We start from the raw sequence: 19,690 nt of genomic DNA on the forward strand, positions 1-19,690 counted from the left end.
ATTCATTTAAAATTTATATAAATAGATAACTTTATACAAAGTTATCTTTAACATTTAAAACTACAATTGTATTTTTTAAAAAGACATGTGTTCATTATACAAGAAAAAAAGAGTTTTGTAAAGGGAAATTGTCAGAAAATTTTGTTAAAATAAGAAAATATAGAAATTAGATATAAAGATTACCCTCTTTACTGGAAACTTAATATCCAATAAGGAGGGTATCAAAATATTTTGCGTATTTCTACTTATATTTTTTTAACAAATTCACTTTTAAGTTTCATCGCTCCAAAACCATCGATTTTGCAGTCGATATTGTGATCTCCGTCTACAAGACGAATATTTTTAACTCGTGTTCCTTGTTTTAGTGTAGAAGAACTTCCTTTAACTTTTAAATCTTTAATTACAGAAACAGTATCCCCATCTTGAAGAATATTACCGTTTGCATCACGGTAAACTTTTTCTTCCTCAGCATTAGCAGCATCTTCTGGTGACCATTCATGAGCACACATAGGGCATACTAACATATTTCCGTCTTCATAAGTATATTCACTATTACACTCTGGACAATTAGGTAGTGTCATTTTTCTTCCTCCATAAATTTTCAAATTTGTACAAAGATTATTATATCATAATCAGATGTGATATCAAATTATATCTTGGCGAAACCATATATTAAGTCGAATATATTACTTATGAGCAAAAAAGTTGTAAGTTTAAGAAAACAGTACTAAAATTTTAACGAAAGAACTAATTAGTTTGGCGGATATATGGTAACTATATTAGCAACTTTCAAAATACATTTATTAAGACAAAAGGAGTCGAAGAATGATTAAGTATGATTTATTAGTAATTGGATTTGGGAAAGCAGGAAAAACATTAGCTGCCACTTTTGGAAATGAAGGGAAAAAAGTAGCAGTTGTAGAAGAAAGTAGCGAGATGTACGGAGGAACTTGTATCAACATCGGATGTATACCGACAAAAACTCTAATTGTTGCTGCTGATAATAAAAAAGAGTTTAAAGAGGCGAAAGCAACTAGAGATACTGTTGTATCTAAACTTAACGCGAAAAACTTTGCAATGCTAGACAATAACCCTAATATAGATGTTTATACGGCTAGTGCGAAATTTGTGTCTAATAAAGTAGTAGAAATCTCGATAGATGGTGAAACTAAGCAGTTAGAAGGGGATATTGTTGTAATTAATACAGGAGCAAAAAATAATGTACTACCAATACCAGGATTAACAACATCTAAAAATGTTTACGATAGTACACAGTTTCAAAAATTAGAATCTACTCCAAAAACTCTAGGAATTATTGGTGGAGGAAATATTGGGATAGAGTTTGCTAATTTATATGCACGTTTCGGTGTAGATGTTACTGTTATCGATTTTGCGCCAACTGTATTAGGACGTGAAGATAAAGATATAGCCGAAATGGCCAAAGGTTATTTAGAAGAAGCAGGAGTAACGTTTAAATTAGGAACTGCTACAAAAGAAATTCGCAATAATGGAGAAAAAGTTGTAGTTGATACAGAAAAATATGGTGAGTTAGAGTTTGATGCTCTTTTACATGCAACAGGGCGTCGAGCTAATATAGAAAATCTTGGATTAGAAAATACAGATATCAAAGTAAATGAAAGAGGCTTTATAGAAGTTGATGATTATTGTCAAACAAATGTAGAAAATGTTTTTGCAGTTGGTGATGTTAATGGTGGCTTACAGTTTACATATGTATCGTTAGATGATTTTAGAGTGGTAAATGGGTACCTTCATGGTAATAAGGACTATACAAGAGCAAATCGTAAAAATGTTCCTTACTCAACATTTATTTCACCAGTATTATCTCATGTAGGGCTTCACCAAGCAGAAGCTGAAGAAAATTACTCTAGCGTAGCGGTAGCAAGTCTGCCAGTTGCTAATATGCCAAGAGGAGCAGTTAATCAGGATCAAAGAGGTATATATAAAGTAATAGTTGATAAAGATACTAATTTAATTCTTGGTGCAACACTATTTGGAAAAAATTCTGAAGAGATTATAAACATAATAAAAATGGCAATTGATAATAAAATTCCATACACTTATCTAAAAGATCAGATTTTCACACATCCAACAATGGCTGAGAACTTGAATGATGTATTCAAATTAATTAAATAGAAAAGATTAAATCCCTGCAGAACTAAGTTCAACAGGGATTTTTTGGTTATTGTCTAGCGCTTTATAAGTTTTAATAATTTTCTACGAAGTGGTAAACCGTAGTTATACATTAGGTTGAATGATTGAGAAAGAACTAGGTCAAATTCTCCGTAATATTCAACTATATTAGGAGCGAATTTTGATTTGAAACCAAGAAGGCTGTCGTTAAGATTCCCTTCGATTCCGCCCATTGATACTTCGCTAATACCCATCGTTTGAGCTGTTTTCATCGTATCAGAGAATACTTTGTATTGTGCAGGTAATTTCGCAAAACTTTCATTCATTCCTGCATAAATAATCTCAGCATGATTTCCGTAGGCTATAGTGATAGCTGCGCTAATTACTTGGTCTTTAGTTTTATCCTCAATTTCAAGAGTATTAAACAATGTTATTAATTTTTCTATTCCAGCTACTTGTTCAACAAGAGTACGTTTTTTCTTAGGAGATTTCTCCTCGAGTGCTTCGATTTCTAGTTCTAGATTTTCTTTACGCATTTGGCATGCTTCAAGTGCTTTTTCGATATTTATATATGAAATATAAAGTAATGCATTATCTCCGAAAGTATCTAATAAGTTTTCAAAATACTCACGTCCTCGTAACGAGATATTTTTTCTTTTTTCTGTACATGCTAGCGCAAATAAGAAATCATCTAGGTTTTCTTTTCCACAACGACGTACTTCAACAAATTTTTTATCAGCATCACGAATCAAACGACGTGTATCCTTAGGAAAAAGGTCAGGAACTTCGGCTGTTAGCTTGGTTACAGTGTTGAAACGAGGTTGGATAGTGCTACTCATATCAAGACTGAATCCTTTATGCTTATATGCATATTTTTTAAATACCTTTATAAGCTCATTATCTGTTCTTTCTACATTTATGTCTTTAAACTCGTGGAGTTTTTCATCTTTAATCGCAACAGGAATGTCCAACTTAACTAGTTTTGCAGTTTTATTTTTTGCATATTTTTTTAGATTTTCTAAAAAGAACGATACAAGTTCTTTATTATCATAATCCATAATGGGACCACGAGGGGCATACCAAAAGCCTTTTTTAGTCAGTATTTGAGTGGCTGCGATAATATTTTTATTGTCATCAACGACTGCAACACGCTCAACACCCCAAGTGTTTTTTATTTGTGACCACTCTGTCGCTTGCATCATGTTTCCAAGTTTGTGATTTTTTACAAATTCTGTGTATTTTTCGGTATCAATTTCAGTTAAAAATTTCATAAGTTACCAATCCTTTAATTCAAAGTACAATTAATGATACCAAATTATAGTGGAAAAATCAATTTTGAAAAGAGTGTGTATTTACAACTGGAAAGAAAAACTATATAATTAGATATGATAGATTATTTTAAAAGGAGTTACTAAATTATGAATATGAATACAGTTTATATAATGCTTGGATTTATTTTTATTTATGCAATAGTTGCAACTATTCGCGATAAAAGAAATAAACAAAATGCTAAAAGCAAAGAAGCATTCGAGAGATTACAAGAGAAAAATTATAGAAAAGAATTAGAAAGTGTAATAAACTTTAGCCAAAATGATGCATTCAATATCGCGGCGCTTAGAAAAAAATACTTTTTAAACTTCGCAGATGCTAAAAAGCTGTGGGAGATATTAAAAACAAGAAAATAGGTTAGGAGAATAAATAATGAAAATAGGATTAATTATAATATTAGGGGTATGTCTTTTTGTATACTTTTCGATTAAATCAAAAACGCCAAACCCAGAAGCAGAAGAAAAAGCACGTTTAAGTAAAGAAAAATATGAAGAACTAATAAAAGAAGAAAAGAAAGAAGAAGTGCTAGCGGTAATAGACACAACTCAAGGAGACATAGCTAATATAAAATTGTTAAGAGAAGCGTATGGTTTGAATCTACTAGATGCTAAAAATTTATGGGAACATATTAAGCCAAGCGTACTAGAGAGTATGGACTTCTCTAATGTAAAAGAGATAGTAGACTACTCTCAAGGAGATATAGCCAATATAAAAATTATTAAAGATTATTACAAAATAGATTTGAAAACAGCTAAAGAATTATGGGATAGTATAAGAGAACAAGAAAATCAATAAAAGGTAGATTCTGTAATAAGAAGGTAAGAGATTAATTTTATAGTTTTAGAAAGTTGATCTAATTAGCTGTAGATTGAATGTGTATAAAATAAACCAGTAGAAAGATACTCAATAAAATTGATGTTAAAAAGCATAATTTCGAGTAACTTCTTACTGGTTTTATTTATTTTCCTTCTATTGTAATTATCCAAACTTCACTACGAGCTGTTGTTTTGAAAGGTGGTCCCCAAAAACCGTAACCAGCAGATGTAAAGAAATGTTTATTATTAATCTTTTTATAGCCATAATCTAGAGTATATATACGCTCTGTAATATAGTTAATTGGCCATATTTGACCATGATGAGTATGACCAGATAGCTGAACATTGATAGGTAAGGTAGAGTGGTAGTCGATAGCATCTGGCTGGTGATCAACGAGAACAATAGTCTTGTTAAGATTTACGCTTTTAAGCAGGTCAGCTGTGTCTAGTCTATCACGACTAACACTTCTATCTTTACGGCCAACTAAGGTAACATCTTTATTAAGTTCCACACTTTCATCGAATAGAGGAATTATGCCTGCTTTTTTAACCTCATCTACTATCTCTTGGGCATCTCGGTCATGGTTACCCATAGTAGCGTATACGCCTAAAGGTGCAGATAATTTGCTAAGTGTTTCACCCATATTGCGCTTTTTATACATAACCATATCATCGTCCATAATATCACCAGCAATTACGATAGCATCTGGTTTTTCTTCTTCGATAATTTTGTTTAATTTCTCAAGTTGATCATTTCCAAAAAATGTTCCAAGATGTAAGTCAGATACCATAGCTATTTTTATAGGTTTTTCAATTTTTTTATCAACTTTTATAGTTTCACTTTTAACTATAGGCGAGTATGCCCAATATAACCCTAAAGCACTCATTCCAACAAGGAATATACCTGTTATACCTAAACTTATACCTTGAGAAAGGTTAAAGTTAAATAGTTTTAATACTAGTTTTGCTACTAATAAAATTATAGCTATAACTACTCCATTTAAGAAGTAGAAAAACCAAGTATTTCCATAATTTACCCATGGAGCACCTAGTCGAAGCATATAAGCTATAATTGAAAAGTTAGCAAAAATAAAGAATAAAATACCAAGAACTAATTTTACCTTAGCTGAGATAAAAGGTGTTAACATCCATTTTAAGCCAAGCCATAAAAGTAAAACTAATACTTCGTAAAATATAGCTACCCCTACAAAAGCAGCAATAGCTTTCCAATTACTCATAGTTTTTTCCTCCAAATCAAATCTAATTTTATAAAATAAAAATAGGGTAGTTGGTTAATTTAAAAAATAGGCCAACTACACGCTATTAATAAATCTTAGAAATTATATAAGAAATAGTTTAAATTTAGTTAAAGTTTTTCTCGAATAAAAAATAAAAAAAACAGAATGTGAGCGTTTGATTTTCTACTTAGAATATGTTAATATTTAATTAAGAAAAGACAAAGGAGGAGAAAAAAATGAAAAGTAATAAATTTCTCAAAAAACTTATTGTAGCGGTATTATCTTTAGGAATATTGCTACCAGCAGGTGTGTCGGAAAACCATAATTTTGCACAAGCAGTTACTAATGGTTGGCATAAAAAAGGTAGTGACTGGTATTATTATATGGGAGGTAAACCTTTAAAAAACCAGTGGTATAATGATTATTATCTTAAATCTGATGGAAAGATGGCAAAAAGTGAATGGATCTCTGCTGGGGGAGATTACTACATAGGATCAGATGGAAAGTATGTAAAAAATACATGGGTAAATGGTTACTATCTTGGAACAGATGGTAAAATGGTAACAAGTAGATGGATTTATGACAAAAATTACGATGGTTGGTACTACCTAGGTTATTTTGGAAAATACTATAAAAACGCATGGAAAGGAGACTATTATTTAGGATCTGATGGAAAAAGTGTGTACAATAAATGGATTTTCGATAAAAGTTATAATGCCTGGTATCGCTTAGGTAATGATGGAAAATATTTGAGAAATGCTTGGTATAAAGATTACTATCTTAAAGATAATGGTAAAATGGCGCATGATGAATGGATTAAAGATTACTACTATAGAGCTTGGTATTATCTAAAATCTGATGGTAAATATGCTAGAAACGAATGGGTAGGTCGCTACTGGGTAGGACCTGATGGGAAGTATGTTGAATAAATTTTAAATAAAAAAACAGTATAGACTAAATTCAAGTCTATACTGTTTTTCTTGTATTATTTATTTAACTGTTTAGCTAGGCGTTCGTTTACGAAGTCCCAGTTTACTACACGGAAGAACTCTTTAATGTAGTCTGGGCGACGGTTTTGATAGTTTAGGTAGTAAGCATGTTCCCAAACGTCTAGCCCAAGGATTGGAGTAAGATCTGTTAAGTAAGGAGAATCTTGGTTAGCTGTTGAAGTAACAACTAATTTACCTTCTTTATCAAGTGCTAACCATGCCCAGCCACTACCAAATCTTGTAGTAGCTGCAGCAGAGAAAGTTTTAACGAATTCTTCGTATCCACCAAGCTCAGCATCGATTTTTTCTTTAACTAATCCACCGAATTCAGAAGAATCTGGTTTAGTTAGAGATTTCCAAAATAGTTTGTGGTTGTGGTGGCCACCAGCGTTATTAATAACTGCTTGACGAATGTCAGTAGGAACGCTATCAATATTTTTTAATAGTTTGCAAAGACATTTTGCTTCGAATTCTGGATGCTTTTCTAAAGCTGCGTTTAAATTATTAACATAAGCAGCGTGGTGTTTTCCGTGGTGGATCTCCATTGTTTTAGCGTCGATAACTGGCTCTAAGTAATCAAAAGCATAAGGTAATTCAGGTAATTTAAATGTCATAATAATAAGCCTCCTAATTTTTTTAATCAATATATAAGTTAATTATAAGAAAAAATTTAAAAATTAACAACAAAACTGCTTGTAAAAAATAATTTTATAATTGAGGAAACAATTTGAAAGTAATTGTATAAGTTAGAAAAAAGTGATAGAATATATAAAGTGAGAAATTTTTAAGGAGAAAAGTCGTGAATAAATTTATAAAAGAGCATGGACAAATGATTTTATGGTTTATATTTGTGATATTTATGTTTATATCACTTAGTATGGTGTTTACCCATGGACCAGAATATGCAATAATCATCTTTATATTCAGTTTTATATTATTATGCCCACCTATTATCAAACTTATTCAGCGAAAAACAAGGATTAAAAAAGTTATTTTAGGGGCAGGAGTTGCTTTGGTGCTGTCTTTTACTATGATGATGACTAATCATTTCAGTAATGCGAAAAAAGCAGAGATGATAAAAATGTTCCAAGAGAAGAAGGAAGAACGCGAGAAAAAAACTGAAGAGCAGACAGATGAAAAACGAGATACTTCTGAGGAAAGTAAATCTCAAAATCAAATGCAGACATCAGCGCCGCAACAGAGTCTAGAAAAAGAGATGAAGGCGACTATGGACGATATTAAGAAAGAGCAAAAAGCACAAGAACAAAAGCAGGAGAAGGCTAAAAAAGCAGTAGTAGTTCGTGCAAGTAAAAAGAGCGGACAGTACTATACTCCAGAGCATCCTTCTTACAATAAGGTAGCAGCTAAAAACTTATTAGTCTTTAATTCAGAGGAAGCAGCACAAAAAGCGGGGTATAAGAGAGCTGCATAAGGTAAAATTTTAAAAATCGATGTATCAGTTGAGATACATCGATTTTTTTCTTATTTCTTATATGTACTTACTATCTCTTTAGCAGTAGCTAAATTCATATGTTTTTCAGCGCGTAATTTTTCAACTACTTCGTCAAGAATATCTGTAGTAGCTCCTGCTAAAATAGCCAATGATTTTGCATGTAGTTTCATATGACCTTTTTGAATACCATCTCCAACTAATGCACGTAAAGCAGCAAGGTTTTGAGCAAGGCCAACAGAAACGATAATGCTTGCCAAAGTTTTCGCATCAGGATTTCCTAACATAGCGCGTGCTACTTTTACGCTATGATTGATTCCAATAGAACCACCAACACTCGCTACTGGCATAGGTAATGTCAACTCCCCGATTAAAACTTGTTTTTCCAGGTCGCAAGTCCAAGTAGAAAGTCCTTTGTATTTTCCATCGCGTGCTGCCCAACTTTGGCAACTAGCTTCAATAGCACGCCAATCGTTACCGCTGGCGATAACAATACTGTCGATACCGTTGAAAATTCCTTTGTTGTGTGTTGCTGCGCGATAAGTATCTGCTTGAGCAAACTTGCTCGCTAGTTCTATACGTTTTGCAAGGTATTCTCCATTATCTCCAAGATTTGAAAATGGAATTTCACAGCGACTTGAAACTAAAGAACGTGTTGCGTAGTTAGATAAAATTGCCATAAGGGCAACGCCACCTGTAAGACTTTCAAGTGATATTTTTACTGCCTCAAGCATAGTGTTAAGCATATTTGCCCCCATTGCTTCTAGGGTATCAACTATTAAATAAGCAACTACAAAAGAAGTATTATCCTCGGTTAGAACTTTAACCTCTAAATCGCAAGCACCACCGCCACGCTTAACTATAGATGGATAAGCTTCGTTTGCTGTTTTAAGCAGAAGTTCTTTATTGTCTAAGATAAGATTGCAGGTAGCCTCAACATCGTTAATGTCATAGAGTGCGATATGTCCGATCATTTTTCTATCATGGATAGTAGTACTAAAACCTCCACAGCGTTCAACTATTTTTCCAGCATTGCTGCATGCAGCAACAACAGAAGGTTCTTCGGTAACCATAGGAACTAGATAGCTTTTTTTATCAACAACAAAATTAGGAACAACGCTAAATGGTAAAGAAAACGTCCCGACAACATTTTCTACCATATTATTAGCTGTTTCAAAATCTAATATTTTGTTGTTATTTAGCAAGTCGAAATGCTCATTATCTAAAATATTAGCTTCTTTAATAACATTTAAACGTTCATCGCGAGTTTTTTTATAAAATCCACTCCAATTATTCATTATAGGAGCCTCCCTTTCCGTAATTTTTGAAAAAACCTCACTAACAATTAACTAATAGCTTTATAAATAGTGGTGTTAGTGAGGTTTATAAGTTAGTGTAAAATTAACTAAGTTTTTAAATTTGTTTTTTATAGATTCGTTTATGATTCTCGATTTTTTCTAGGATGAAACGACTTTCATCATGAATATCAGAAATATCTAGATTACCATCTTCATCAACGGTAGTATCTCTAAAGAACATTTTTTCATATTCATCAACAGAGATTTGTTTTCTATTATTAAACTGTTCAAGTCTATTAGTTTTTAATTGGTTTTCATAACCTTCGACTAGCGTCATACCAAATACTTCGGCAACAGCACCACTACCATAACTATAAAGAGCGATTTTATCCCCTGCTTTAAGAGTAGTGTTGTTTTCAAGAAGAGATAATAACCCTAAGAATAATGAACCTGTATAAATATTACCAACACGTTGGCTATAAAGAATAGATTCGTTAAAACGTGCTAATAAGTTTTCTTTTGTAGATTCATTATTTTCTTGTTCTAATAACAGTTGTAATCCTTTAAGTCCAAGTTTTGGATATGGTAGATGTAAACATACCGCACTAAAGCCTTGTAGCTGTTGTTTTGTTCTTTCTAAGTATTTAGCCCAAACAGTCTCTAAACATCCAAGATACTGCTCAGTTGAAAATTTACCTTCGACAAAAGCATATTGAGAATAGTTAGGACGCCAAAAATCCATAACATCACGAGTAAGACAGATATTATCGTTGTTTAATTCTAGAAGACGAGGGTTGCTAGTAACTAGCATAGCACAACTACCAGCTCCTTGTGTAGATTCTCCAGAAGATTTTACTCCATATTTAGCGATATCGCTCGCAATTACAAGTACCCTTGAATCAGGATTGTTCAAGACATGGTTTTTTGCAAAATCAAGAGCTGCAGTAGCACCGTAGCAAGCTTCTTTTACTTCGATAGTACGCACGAATGGCTGAATATCTAATAGACCGTGGATAAACACCGCAGAAGCTTTACTTTGGTCGATACCAGATTCTGTCCCAACAATAATCATATCTATTTTTTCTAAATCATCATTATCTAAAATTTCAAAAGCAGCTTGAGTGCCAAGTGTAACGATATCTTGACTTACTGGCGGGATACTCATTTCTAATTGAAGTAAACCTTTAGTAAATTTATCAGGTTCAATACCACGAGCTATTGCTAGGTCACGAATATCTAGATAGTACTCGGGCATTGCAAACCCAATCTTATCAATTCCTATTTTCATTTTATTTTTACCTTTCGATTACTATTAATCTAATTATTTCTATAAAACAGAGTGAACTCCTCAAGAGCTCAAATAAAATCTACGCAACTACTATTGTATACAATTTTTCGTAAATAGTCCACAGTTAGACTGTTTAAAGTTAAAAAAGTTTCTTGACAATAAGATTTTAGTATAGAAGCTTAAATTAAACTTAAAAAAACTAGATTTAGTTATTCTAATTGATAGAAGGAAACAATAAATCTAGTTATATATTACTTATAATAGTTTTAATGGCGGCTTATAACCACAGAAATACCTTGACCGCCTCCGATACAAAGCGAGCATAGTCCGCGATTTTTGTTTTCATTGATTAGTTCATGTACTAAAGAAACAAGGATTCTACAACCGCTCGCCCCAATAGGATGACCTAAAGCTATAGCACCACCATTGATATTAACTTTAGAAGTATCAAGGTTAAGTTCGTTAAGAACAGCTATCGACTGCGCTGCAAAAGCTTCGTTAAGTTCGAATAAATCAATATCATCAGTTGTTAAATTTAGTTTATCTAAAACTTTTCTCGTTGCGGGTATTGGACCAAGACCCATAACTTTATTATCTAATCCAGCGGTAGCATAACCATCGATAAATCCAAGAATATTAATACCTAGCTCACTAGCGCGTTTTTCAGACATTAAAATAACGCAAGCCGCTCCATCATTAATACCAGAAGCATTACCAGCTGTTACAGTTCCATCTTTTTTGAACGCTGGGCGTAGTTTTGCTAGAGATTCTAGATTAGTACTAGAACGAACAAATTCATCTGTATCAAAAACTTTTTCTTCTTTACGTGTTTTTATCGTAATAGGAACTATTTCATTTGAGAATTTTCCTTTTTCAATAGCAGTGCTAGCTTTTTGCTGGCTAAGTGCTGCAAATTCATCTTGTTGTTTACGACTAATAGAAAACTGCTCAGCAATATTTTCAGCGGTAATACCCATATGATAATTTTCAAAAGCATCAGTTAGACCATCATGAATAATACTATCTTCAAGTTCGAAGTTTCCTAGTTTAGCACCAAAACGCGCATCTTTTGTGTAATAAGGGGTAGTGCTCATATTCTCTACACCGCCACAAACAACGATATCATTGTCACCAAGTAAAATAGATTGAGCGCCTAAAACAACGCTTTTTAGACCAGAACCGCAAACCTTATTTACGACAAATGCACTCTTTTCTTGTGGAATACCAGCAAAGATCGCGATTTGACGAGCGATGTTTTGTCCAAGACCAGCTCCAAGAACATTGCCGAAGATTACTTCGTCAACAAGGGTAGGGGTTAGATTTATTTCCTCTAATGATTTTTTTACAACTTCAGCTCCAAGTGTTGCAGCTGGAATATCTTTAAGACTGCCGCCAAAACTACCGATAGCGGTACGTTTAGCACTAACAATAGCGACTCTACTCATATATCAATCTCCTATCCATATAATCGAGTATATTTTACTATAAAAAAACTATCAGTTCAAATTTTACGTGCGAACTATTGAAAAGAGTTTTTTAAGAAGATAGAGAAAAAATAACAAGAAATAAATTCATAAAAATGAGATAAAAAGCTATAGTGAAGAATACTGAAACAAAAATAAAATTATTTTGTAATATAAATGTAATATTTTTGTAATAAATCGTTGCTTTTTGTAATTTTTGGTAGTATAATATAATTAAAGAAGAGAAGAAATAAAAGTAAATAATATTAAAACAGAAAGAAGGTGGAGAAAATGAACAAAATTTTAAAAATTGCAGCGGTTTTTGTTTTAGGAATAGGAGTTTTAACAGGATGTACAGATAAAGTAGCACAAAAGATTACTAATGATACAGAAAAAACACAAGATGTAACAACGAATATGTTAAAAGATGATGCTAATGTTGATCAACAAAATCAACAAGAAAATAAAGATAACAATGTCGTCAATAAAAATGAAAATCAAACAATAGTACCAACTAATAGAAATAATACTAATAAATACAATCATAACTTTAATGAAGCTGGGAAAATACTAGAACTTATGAATTATAGCTTGCTTAACTTTAAAGGTTCTACAGCGGCTAATGCAATTCGTTATAGTGTTATAGATAACGGAACAGATAATCAAATTGTTTTTGCACCAGCTACTTATGTATTAGACTTAATTAACACATATAATGAAGGTACTTATAATCTTAAAGATGTATTTGCAAAATTGGATGCAGAAAGAGGAATTACTTTTATGGAGCTGGATAAAAGTAAAGTAGAATATACTCAAGAAGAATTAGAAAAATTAGTAAAAGATAATAATACTATAGTATATTTCAAAAAAGATAATGCCTTTGCATTACGTTACATCGCTGGAATAGGCGGAGCTACCGATTCAATCTTTGCTCCAGTAGAACGTTGGGAAGTTCAAGGAGATAGAATAATAATACCATTTGTTACTATAGCTACTAATCGACCAACAGGTGTAATTACACTACGATTAAATAATAAACAATATGCAAGTGGTCAACATAAAACTATGTATTATATAGAAAAATTTGTAATATACTAAACAATAAAAAAGAGCGCCTTAAAAAATTGATATGGATGATCAAGAATTTAAGGTGCTTCTTATTTAATTATAGGCAAAATAAAAAAGCTAAGTATAGGGGATACTTAGCTTTTTTATGAACTAAATTAAGTTCGAAGCAATTTCTTGCTTATTAATATCTAATCTTATATACAAATAACAAAAGAGTATCGCTACTCTTAAAGGGAGAATGGCTTGCCTAGGGAGCGACAAGCCACATTATGAAAAAAATTAAAAAGTTTTATTATCTGTTAATATCATAAAGAATTAACTGAAATATTGGTTTAAACAAAAATATTTTCAAACTTAAAAGGGAGAAACGACAAGTGTCGTTAAGAATGAAAAATTAATTATTTTTGTCTAAGTCACAATTATATCTCTTTTACTTAAAATATACTTAAAATTATTTTTAAATTTTCTATTAAAATTTATTTTTATTAAAAATTTTTAAGAGAATAGATTATAAACCCTAAATTGTGGGATATAACTAATTTTCCAAATTAAAGTCAATAGGTTTTTTGCCGACTTCTTCTAAATATGAATTTATACGTGAAAATACCTTGCTGCCGAAGAAACCGCGATAGGCAGATAGCGGACTTGGGTGTGGCGATTCTATTATTTTATGGCGAGAGCTATCTATTAGAGTTTTTTTACTTCTAGCATAACTCCCCCATAGGACAAATACAACGTTGTTATTTTTTTGTGAAATAGTTTCTATTATATAGTCTGTAAAATCTTGCCAGCCAACATTGCTATGGCTTGCTGGTGAATATTCTTCAACGGTTAAAACAGAGTTCAATAGGAAAATACCTTGTTTAAACCATTTTTCTAAATTTCCTGTTTTTGCAGGAGTAATGCCAAGGTCATCATAAAGTTCTTTATAAATATTTATTAAACTCTTAGGTAAAGGAACGCCATCATTAACAGAAAAGCTTAATCCACAAGCTTGACCGGGATTATGATATGGATCTTGTCCCAATATAACTACTTTTATATCTTGTAATGGCAGATCAAAGACCTTGAAAACTAATTCTTTTGGTGGATAGATAGTCGCCGTTTGTCTTTTTTTATTTATATTATCAACTGTTATTCCCAATTCATTACGCTTAGGATAATCTTTAAATATTTCTTTCCAACTGTTGTCCATAATAACTCCTTATTTGCAAAAATTTCAATACACATTTAAGTATAACATAAGATGTAGTACTAATAAAATTTATTAAGAAGAGAGAATTAGAACGGTTAAATATGATATAATAGATAGTGAATGGAGAGTAGTTTGTATATTCTCAAAAAACAAAAAATATAATAGGAGGCCAATATGAAAAAACTAGGTTTTATCGGTGTTGGTAATATGGGGGAAGCAGTTCTGAAAGGAGTAATTTCTAGTCAAAAAGTAGCGAAAGAAAATATTTTCGTTAGAAATTCTTCAAACGACAGTACAGAAAAAGTAGCTGAACGTAACGGAGCCCAAGCGGCCAATAGCTCAAAAGATTTGGCAAAAGAATGTGATGTTGTATTTTTAGGTGTAAAACCATATTTAGTAGCAAGTGTACTAGAAGAAATCAAAGTAGAACTAGAAGGAAAAATAGTTATTTCGATAGCGGCAGCAGTAGAAATAAAAGATATAGAAAGTATTGTACCAAGTGCAAAAGTAGTCCGCATTATGCCGAATACGCCCGTTGAAGTAGGTGCGGGGGTTGTTGGTGTTAGTGTAGGACATAATATAGAATCAACAGAAGTAGAGTACGTTTTAAGTTTATTTAGCAGTCTTGGATTATCAGAGGTGATAGCGGAAAAAGATATGGCTGGATTGACTGCACTTAGTGGGTCAGGCCCTGCTTATGGTTATTTATTTATTGAAGCATTAGCTGATGGTGCAGTGTTAAACGGGTTACGTCGTGAAACTGCTTATCGCTTAGCGGCACATACAGTAATCGGGGCTGCAAAAATGGTACTAGAAACAGGAGAACATCCAGGAAAACTAAAGGATAATGTTTGCTCACCATCAGGTAGTACAATTGAAGCTGTCCGAATTCTTGAAGAAAAAAATTTCCGTTCAGCAGTAATTGAATGCGAAAAAGCTTGCTTTGAAAAGTTAAAAGAAATGTAGGGTTAAAGTCTAACAATAAAGTATAAAATTCATAAAAGTTAAAAGAATCTTAATGATTAGAAGTCATTAAGATTCTTTTTATGTCTTATTTTTTCAGCTCATCTGTTAATTCATAAAGTTGATCTACTAAGTATCCAACATATGAAATTGCTTCTTTAAGTGGTTCAGTGGTACTCACATCACAACCAGCAAGTTTAGAAAGATCTAGTGCTGACATACTACTTCCTTTAGAAAGAACATTTAGCCAAGTATCGGCATAACTTGGATTTTTGTCAATTTTATTAGCAACTGCTGTTCCGATAGTTAGTCCTGCAGAGTAAGTATATGGATAAAGTCCCATGTAGTAGTGAGGTTGACGCATCCAAGTAAGTTCTGCTCCCTCGTTAATTACAAGACTATCTCCGAAAAATTCTTCCATAACTTCACGTTTTATAGTAGATAAGACTTCTGCAGTTAACATTTCATTATTATCAACTTTTTTATAAACACGGTCTTGATAAACAGCTTCAAGATAGTGAGTTACCATATTGTGGAAGTAAGTTCTGCTAATCATATTACTAATTACCCAACGTTTAAAGCGTGCGTCTTTATTAGTTTGTAGTAGATAATTAGAAACGATAACCTCGTTACAAGTAGACGGTGCTTCTACGAAGTAAAGTGAGCAATCGTTATTTAGTATAGTTTGGTGTTTACCTGTACTCATAAAGTGATAAGCGTGTCCAAGTTCATGAGCAAGGACAAACACCTCGTTCATTTTCCCAGTCCAAGAAAGAAGGATAAAACCAGCTACATTTGGAACAGTAGCGCAGAAACCACCTGTACTTTTACCAATGTTTTGTGGAAAATCCGTCCAACGTTTATCATAGCTTTCATCAATCATTTTAACATAATCTTCCCCAAGAACACCCAGTGCTTTTTTCAAGTACTCTCGTGATTCTTCAATAGTCATATCAATCTCGAAATCAGGATCTAGATTAATTTTGCAGTCGGCAAATTGCATATCTTCAATTTTATGCTCGCGTGCTAATAGTTTGATATAACGACGGATATGTGGTGCAAGATCTGTCATAAGTGTTTGGATTTGACGGTCGTATAATTCGCGGCTATCATCTTGCTTGTCTAATAGATAATTAATAACACTGTCATAACCACGAGCAGTTGCAAGCATTTTTTCTCTTTTAATATGAGAAATATACTCATTTGCCGAAGTATTTTTATATGCATTTAAAGTTTTATAAAAACTTTTTGCAGCTGCACGGCGAACGTTTGTGTCATTGTCCATTTCGTGTAGATTTTCATACAAAACAAAGCTATTTTCGTAAGTCTTGCCATTTGCTTCAAAACTATCGAATTGCATATCTTCATGTTTAGTTACTTCATATAAGCGATAGAAGTTAGGTAGACTTTCATAGCTAGCGATTATTTCTTCAACTTCTTTTGGTAATACATGTTTTTTCATATTAATAATCTTTTCGAAATAATATTTCAAGTCTGGACGATAGTTGATAACAAAAGAATTTATAAAGGATTCCTCTAGAGATATTAATTCTGTGAAGAAAAAACTCAATTTACTAGCTAAAAGAGAAGAAAGTTCTTCATAGATAGTAGCGTTAGCTACTACATTGTCGTTAAAACGATCAACAGCCATAGGTAGCTCAGCATAGTGAGAAAGTTTATAACACTCTTCTTCTATCGCTTCGTATTTTAGGATAGCTTCGTTTAAAGTAGTATAATCAGCTAACTTTCCTTCATATTTGTCTTTAAATTCAATTATTTCTTTTTTTGTTTTTTCTAAAGTCTTTTTGTAGTCTTCATCAGTTTTATAAAGTAGAGTCATATCCCAAGTGTATTTTTTATCTACTTCACTACGTGGTACTAATTTTATTTCAGCCATAGATTACCTCCCATATATTTTTTAAGTTATATTAATAGTTGCTCTCGCGCAACTTAGTAATACTTATTATAATACATAAATATAGATAGGTAAAGATAATTAAATATAAAATAAAGCTAATTATCTCTTTTTTTAAGTTAGTAGATTGTTTGTATAGATTAAGTCGGTGTCCATTTCAAAAATATGATATAATTATAAAAAAAGAGGAAAAGAAATAATAAAAAAAGCCATAAAAATCTCATTAACTACAGCGATAATATTGTTTATGATGTTAGGTGCTATGCATTGGTTTAAAAGCCATCAAGAAGAGAAAAGACTAATAAGACAAGAGTAAGAAAGAATGGCAGAGTATACTATTGAGAATTTTGAAGACATAAAAAAGGTAGGATTTACAAGTTTTGAACAAAATTTTTAACACAATCTTGGACTACAAATATAACTATAAGTGATAACATATATGTCAAGTATTGAGTTGATGATATTGGTAAAAATAGGGATATAGGTATGGTACATTACATAGAGGAAAGTAGGGGTAAACAAATTGAAAGAAAGATAAGAAAAAAGCAATAGTAATGTAGAGGTAAAATATTGGGAAGGATAGTATATGATTAGAGATCATGAGTATAAGTATTTATCATAAGAAACTGTAACGTAGTCAAGGGAATGAGCGTATTTACAATAAGATTTTAAGCGAGAATAGAATATAAACACGCTATTTTTTATTCAAAAATATGATATAAAAACAAAGGATGGTAGAAAATGAAGAAAATAATAAAAATAGTAATTAGTTTGCTAGTTGTAGGAGTTATAGCGGTATCTATTTCACGTTGTGGAAAAGAAGAAATCACAAGAGAACAACAAAAAAATTTAGTGAAAAGACTAGTTCAAAATTATGATATAAAGTCAATAGAATTTTTAGAATTTAAAAAAACTATCGAGCCAGGTTATTATAGATTGACTTTTAAAATAAATAAAGAAGATAGATATAAAACAGTGATTTACTTATCGAGAAAAGAACAATTAAACAATTCTACAGATGAGATAGGACTTAGTCCGGAAGTTAAGTTTAAAGAGTTAGAAAGAAGAGAAAGAATACTACCTGAAGATGTGAAAATAGATAATGTAGATATAAAATATATTTAGGAAATTTAAAGTTTTTAATACAGATATACTAAGTATGTTAAAATAGTTACAATCAAGAGAATATATACAGCGTGGGAGGGTGAGTGCAACTTCTAAAAAAGATAGTATTATCTTTGTTATCAGAAGAGAGGAACAAAGGAGTAAGGATATATAAAAGTGATACACAAAGAGAACCTTACAAGCTAGTTTTATTGTACAAAAAGTTTACTAGCATTTTTTTTTGATGTATAATTTTTATAGTAGAATTTTTGAAAAAAATTAAAAACTAGCAAGTGAGGTAAACTATGAAAGTAGCGATAATAGGTGGAGGGATAGTTGGTGCAACATGCGCATACTATTTATCAAAAGATAACGATATAGAGTTGACAGTTTTTGATTACGGTGTAGGGCAAGCAACGAAGGCCTCAGCAGGTATAATAAGTCCATGGTTTTCGAAACGTCGTAATAAACTGTGGTATAAGATGGCGCGTTTAGGCGCAGATTTTTACTTGAAACTTGTTCAAGATTTAGAAGCTGAAGGAATCAATACGAATTTTTACTCACAATGTGGCGTATATTTATTAAAAAAAGATGAAGCAAAATTACCAGAATTAAAAGAATTAGCCGAAAGTCGTATGGAATTATCACCGATGATAGGCGAGCTAAAATTACTGTCTAAAGAAGATGTTCAAAAAGTAATTCCAAGCTTTGATAACAATGGGGATGTACTTTATGCTAGCGGTGGCGGTCGTGTAGAAGGGGAGCGTTTTGTGAAAACTTTGCTTGAAGCATCAAGGGCGCAAGTCTTTAATAAAAAGGTGACTTTAGGATTAGCTAGCGATAAGTATTTAATAGATAACAAGGAGTTTGATATTGTAGTTCTTGCGACAGGTGCGTGGTTAAAAGATGTCTTAGAGCCACTTGGTTTTGAAGTTGACGTTCGTCCTCAAAAAGGACAACTACGTGATTATAAAATAAAAGATAATAATACAGGTGCTTATCCAGTAATTATGCCAGAAGGAGAACTAGATATAATTCCTTCTGAAAATGGTGTAGTTAGTGTTGGGGCAACTCATGAAAATGATATGGGATTTGACTTGGGAATAGATAGAACAAAGTTAGATGTGTTTGGAAATGAAGCTCAACAGTTTTTAAAAGAATTAGCTGATGCACAAATTATTAATGAACGAGTAGGTATTAGAGCGTATACGTCTGACTATTCACCATTTTATGGAAAGGTGCCAACGCTAAAAAATGTTTTTGCAGTAAGTGGATTAGGTTCGTCAGGATTAACGACTGGACCTATTATTGGATATAGTGTTGCGAATATTATTTTAGGGAGAGAAAATGAGTTAGATTCACAAGATTACGATATAAATTCTTATATAAGTCTAAAAGATTAGGATTATTTCAATATAGAATAA

18 protein-coding genes are annotated in these 19,690 nt (G+C 32.0%); 9 read left to right on the forward strand and 9 right to left on the reverse strand.

What is annotated here, in order from left to right; genetic code table 11:
• Window positions 1-245: 245 nt before the first annotated feature.
• Window positions 246-581: a zinc ribbon domain-containing protein YjdM gene (locus DQN46_RS00260; protein ID WP_111742593.1), complete on the reverse strand. Its 336-nt coding sequence runs from the start codon at window positions 579-581 to the stop codon at window positions 246-248.
• Between the two features lie 244 nt (window positions 582-825).
• Here DQN46_RS00260 and DQN46_RS00265 point away from each other — a divergent pair, with 244 nt between their 5' ends.
• Window positions 826-2,154 (forward strand): FAD-containing oxidoreductase, encoded by a 1,329-nt coding sequence (locus DQN46_RS00265; RefSeq protein ID WP_111742594.1) that lies wholly within the window; start codon window positions 826-828, stop codon window positions 2,152-2,154.
• Window positions 2,155-2,207: 53 nt separating this feature from the next.
• On the opposite strand, the gene DQN46_RS00270 is transcribed toward DQN46_RS00265, so the two are convergent.
• Window positions 2,208-3,422, reverse strand: a complete 1,215-nt coding sequence (locus DQN46_RS00270; protein ID WP_111742595.1) for a peptidoglycan bridge formation glycyltransferase FemA/FemB family protein — start codon at window positions 3,420-3,422, stop codon at window positions 2,208-2,210.
• Between the two features lie 147 nt (window positions 3,423-3,569).
• Between DQN46_RS00270 and DQN46_RS00275 the strand changes: the two genes are divergently transcribed.
• Window positions 3,570-3,836 carry a hypothetical protein gene (locus tag DQN46_RS00275; protein WP_111742596.1) on the forward strand — a complete coding sequence of 89 codons (267 nt, stop codon included), beginning with the start codon at window positions 3,570-3,572 and terminating at the stop codon, window positions 3,834-3,836.
• A 16-nt stretch (window positions 3,837-3,852) separates the two neighbouring features.
• A complete protein-coding gene (locus DQN46_RS00280; RefSeq protein ID WP_004633902.1) occupies window positions 3,853-4,275 on the forward strand; it encodes a hypothetical protein in 423 nt (140 codons plus the stop codon).
• Window positions 4,276-4,438: 163 nt separating this feature from the next.
• Here DQN46_RS00280 and DQN46_RS00285 read toward each other — a convergent pair whose 3' ends face one another.
• Complete coding sequence (locus DQN46_RS00285) at window positions 4,439-5,533, reverse strand: metallophosphoesterase (RefSeq protein WP_111742597.1); 1,095 nt, start codon at window positions 5,531-5,533, stop codon at window positions 4,439-4,441.
• Window positions 5,534-5,769: 236 nt separating this feature from the next.
• Between DQN46_RS00285 and DQN46_RS00290 the strand changes: the two genes are divergently transcribed.
• Entirely contained in the window at window positions 5,770-6,462 is a 693-nt protein-coding gene (locus tag DQN46_RS00290; RefSeq protein WP_111742598.1) for a PspC-like choline-binding domain-containing protein, read from the forward strand.
• A 56-nt stretch (window positions 6,463-6,518) separates the two neighbouring features.
• On the opposite strand, the gene DQN46_RS00295 is transcribed toward DQN46_RS00290, so the two are convergent.
• A complete protein-coding gene (locus tag DQN46_RS00295; RefSeq protein WP_111742599.1) occupies window positions 6,519-7,136 on the reverse strand; it encodes a superoxide dismutase in 618 nt (205 codons plus the stop codon).
• Between the two features lie 185 nt (window positions 7,137-7,321).
• On the opposite strand from DQN46_RS00295, the gene DQN46_RS00300 reads away from it, so the two are divergent.
• Window positions 7,322-7,954 (forward strand): sunset domain-containing protein, encoded by a 633-nt coding sequence (locus DQN46_RS00300; RefSeq protein ID WP_111742600.1) that lies wholly within the window; start codon window positions 7,322-7,324, stop codon window positions 7,952-7,954.
• Window positions 7,955-8,004: 50 nt separating this feature from the next.
• Here the strand turns inward: DQN46_RS00300 and DQN46_RS00305 are convergent, their stop codons facing one another.
• From DQN46_RS00305 to DQN46_RS00315, 3 genes are all read right to left on the reverse strand, one after another.
• On the reverse strand, window positions 8,005-9,270 hold the full coding sequence (locus DQN46_RS00305; RefSeq protein WP_111742601.1) for a hydroxymethylglutaryl-CoA reductase, degradative: 1,266 nt from the start codon (window positions 9,268-9,270) through the stop codon (window positions 8,005-8,007).
• Window positions 9,271-9,385: 115 nt separating this feature from the next.
• The gene (locus DQN46_RS00310) at window positions 9,386-10,558 is read right to left on the reverse strand and encodes a hydroxymethylglutaryl-CoA synthase (protein ID WP_111742602.1); all 1,173 of its coding nucleotides are present in this window, start codon (window positions 10,556-10,558) and stop codon (window positions 9,386-9,388) included.
• A 266-nt stretch (window positions 10,559-10,824) separates the two neighbouring features.
• On the reverse strand, window positions 10,825-12,003 hold the full coding sequence (locus tag DQN46_RS00315) for an acetyl-CoA C-acetyltransferase (protein WP_111742603.1): 1,179 nt from the start codon (window positions 12,001-12,003) through the stop codon (window positions 10,825-10,827).
• Between the two features lie 309 nt (window positions 12,004-12,312).
• Between DQN46_RS00315 and DQN46_RS00320 the strand changes: the two genes are divergently transcribed.
• Window positions 12,313-13,119, forward strand: a complete 807-nt coding sequence (locus DQN46_RS00320) for a hypothetical protein (protein ID WP_111742604.1) — start codon at window positions 12,313-12,315, stop codon at window positions 13,117-13,119.
• A 505-nt stretch (window positions 13,120-13,624) separates the two neighbouring features.
• Here the strand turns inward: DQN46_RS00320 and ung are convergent.
• Window positions 13,625-14,284 (reverse strand): uracil-DNA glycosylase, encoded by a 660-nt coding sequence (ung, locus tag DQN46_RS00325; RefSeq protein WP_111742605.1) that lies wholly within the window; start codon window positions 14,282-14,284, stop codon window positions 13,625-13,627.
• A gap of 174 nt (window positions 14,285-14,458) precedes the next feature.
• Between ung and proC the strand changes: the two genes are divergently transcribed.
• Window positions 14,459-15,250 carry a pyrroline-5-carboxylate reductase gene (proC, locus tag DQN46_RS00330; RefSeq protein WP_111742606.1) on the forward strand — a complete coding sequence of 264 codons (792 nt, stop codon included), beginning with the start codon at window positions 14,459-14,461 and terminating at the stop codon, window positions 15,248-15,250.
• Between the two features lie 85 nt (window positions 15,251-15,335).
• On the opposite strand, the gene pepF is transcribed toward proC, so the two are convergent.
• On the reverse strand, window positions 15,336-17,144 hold the full coding sequence (pepF, locus tag DQN46_RS00335) for an oligoendopeptidase F (protein WP_111742607.1): 1,809 nt from the start codon (window positions 17,142-17,144) through the stop codon (window positions 15,336-15,338).
• Window positions 17,145-17,903: 759 nt separating this feature from the next.
• Here pepF and DQN46_RS00340 point away from each other — a divergent pair.
• Both DQN46_RS00340 and DQN46_RS00345 read left to right on the forward strand, forming a co-directional pair.
• Window positions 17,904-18,287: a hypothetical protein gene (locus DQN46_RS00340; RefSeq protein ID WP_111742608.1), complete on the forward strand. Its 384-nt coding sequence runs from the start codon at window positions 17,904-17,906 to the stop codon at window positions 18,285-18,287.
• A 284-nt stretch (window positions 18,288-18,571) separates the two neighbouring features.
• The gene (locus DQN46_RS00345; RefSeq protein ID WP_111742609.1) at window positions 18,572-19,669 is read left to right on the forward strand and encodes an NAD(P)/FAD-dependent oxidoreductase; all 1,098 of its coding nucleotides are present in this window, start codon (window positions 18,572-18,574) and stop codon (window positions 19,667-19,669) included.
• Window positions 19,670-19,690 lie beyond the last annotated feature (21 nt).

The organism is Gemella morbillorum (assembly GCF_900476045.1).
Taxonomy (GTDB): domain Bacteria; phylum Bacillota; class Bacilli; order Staphylococcales; family Gemellaceae; genus Gemella; species Gemella morbillorum.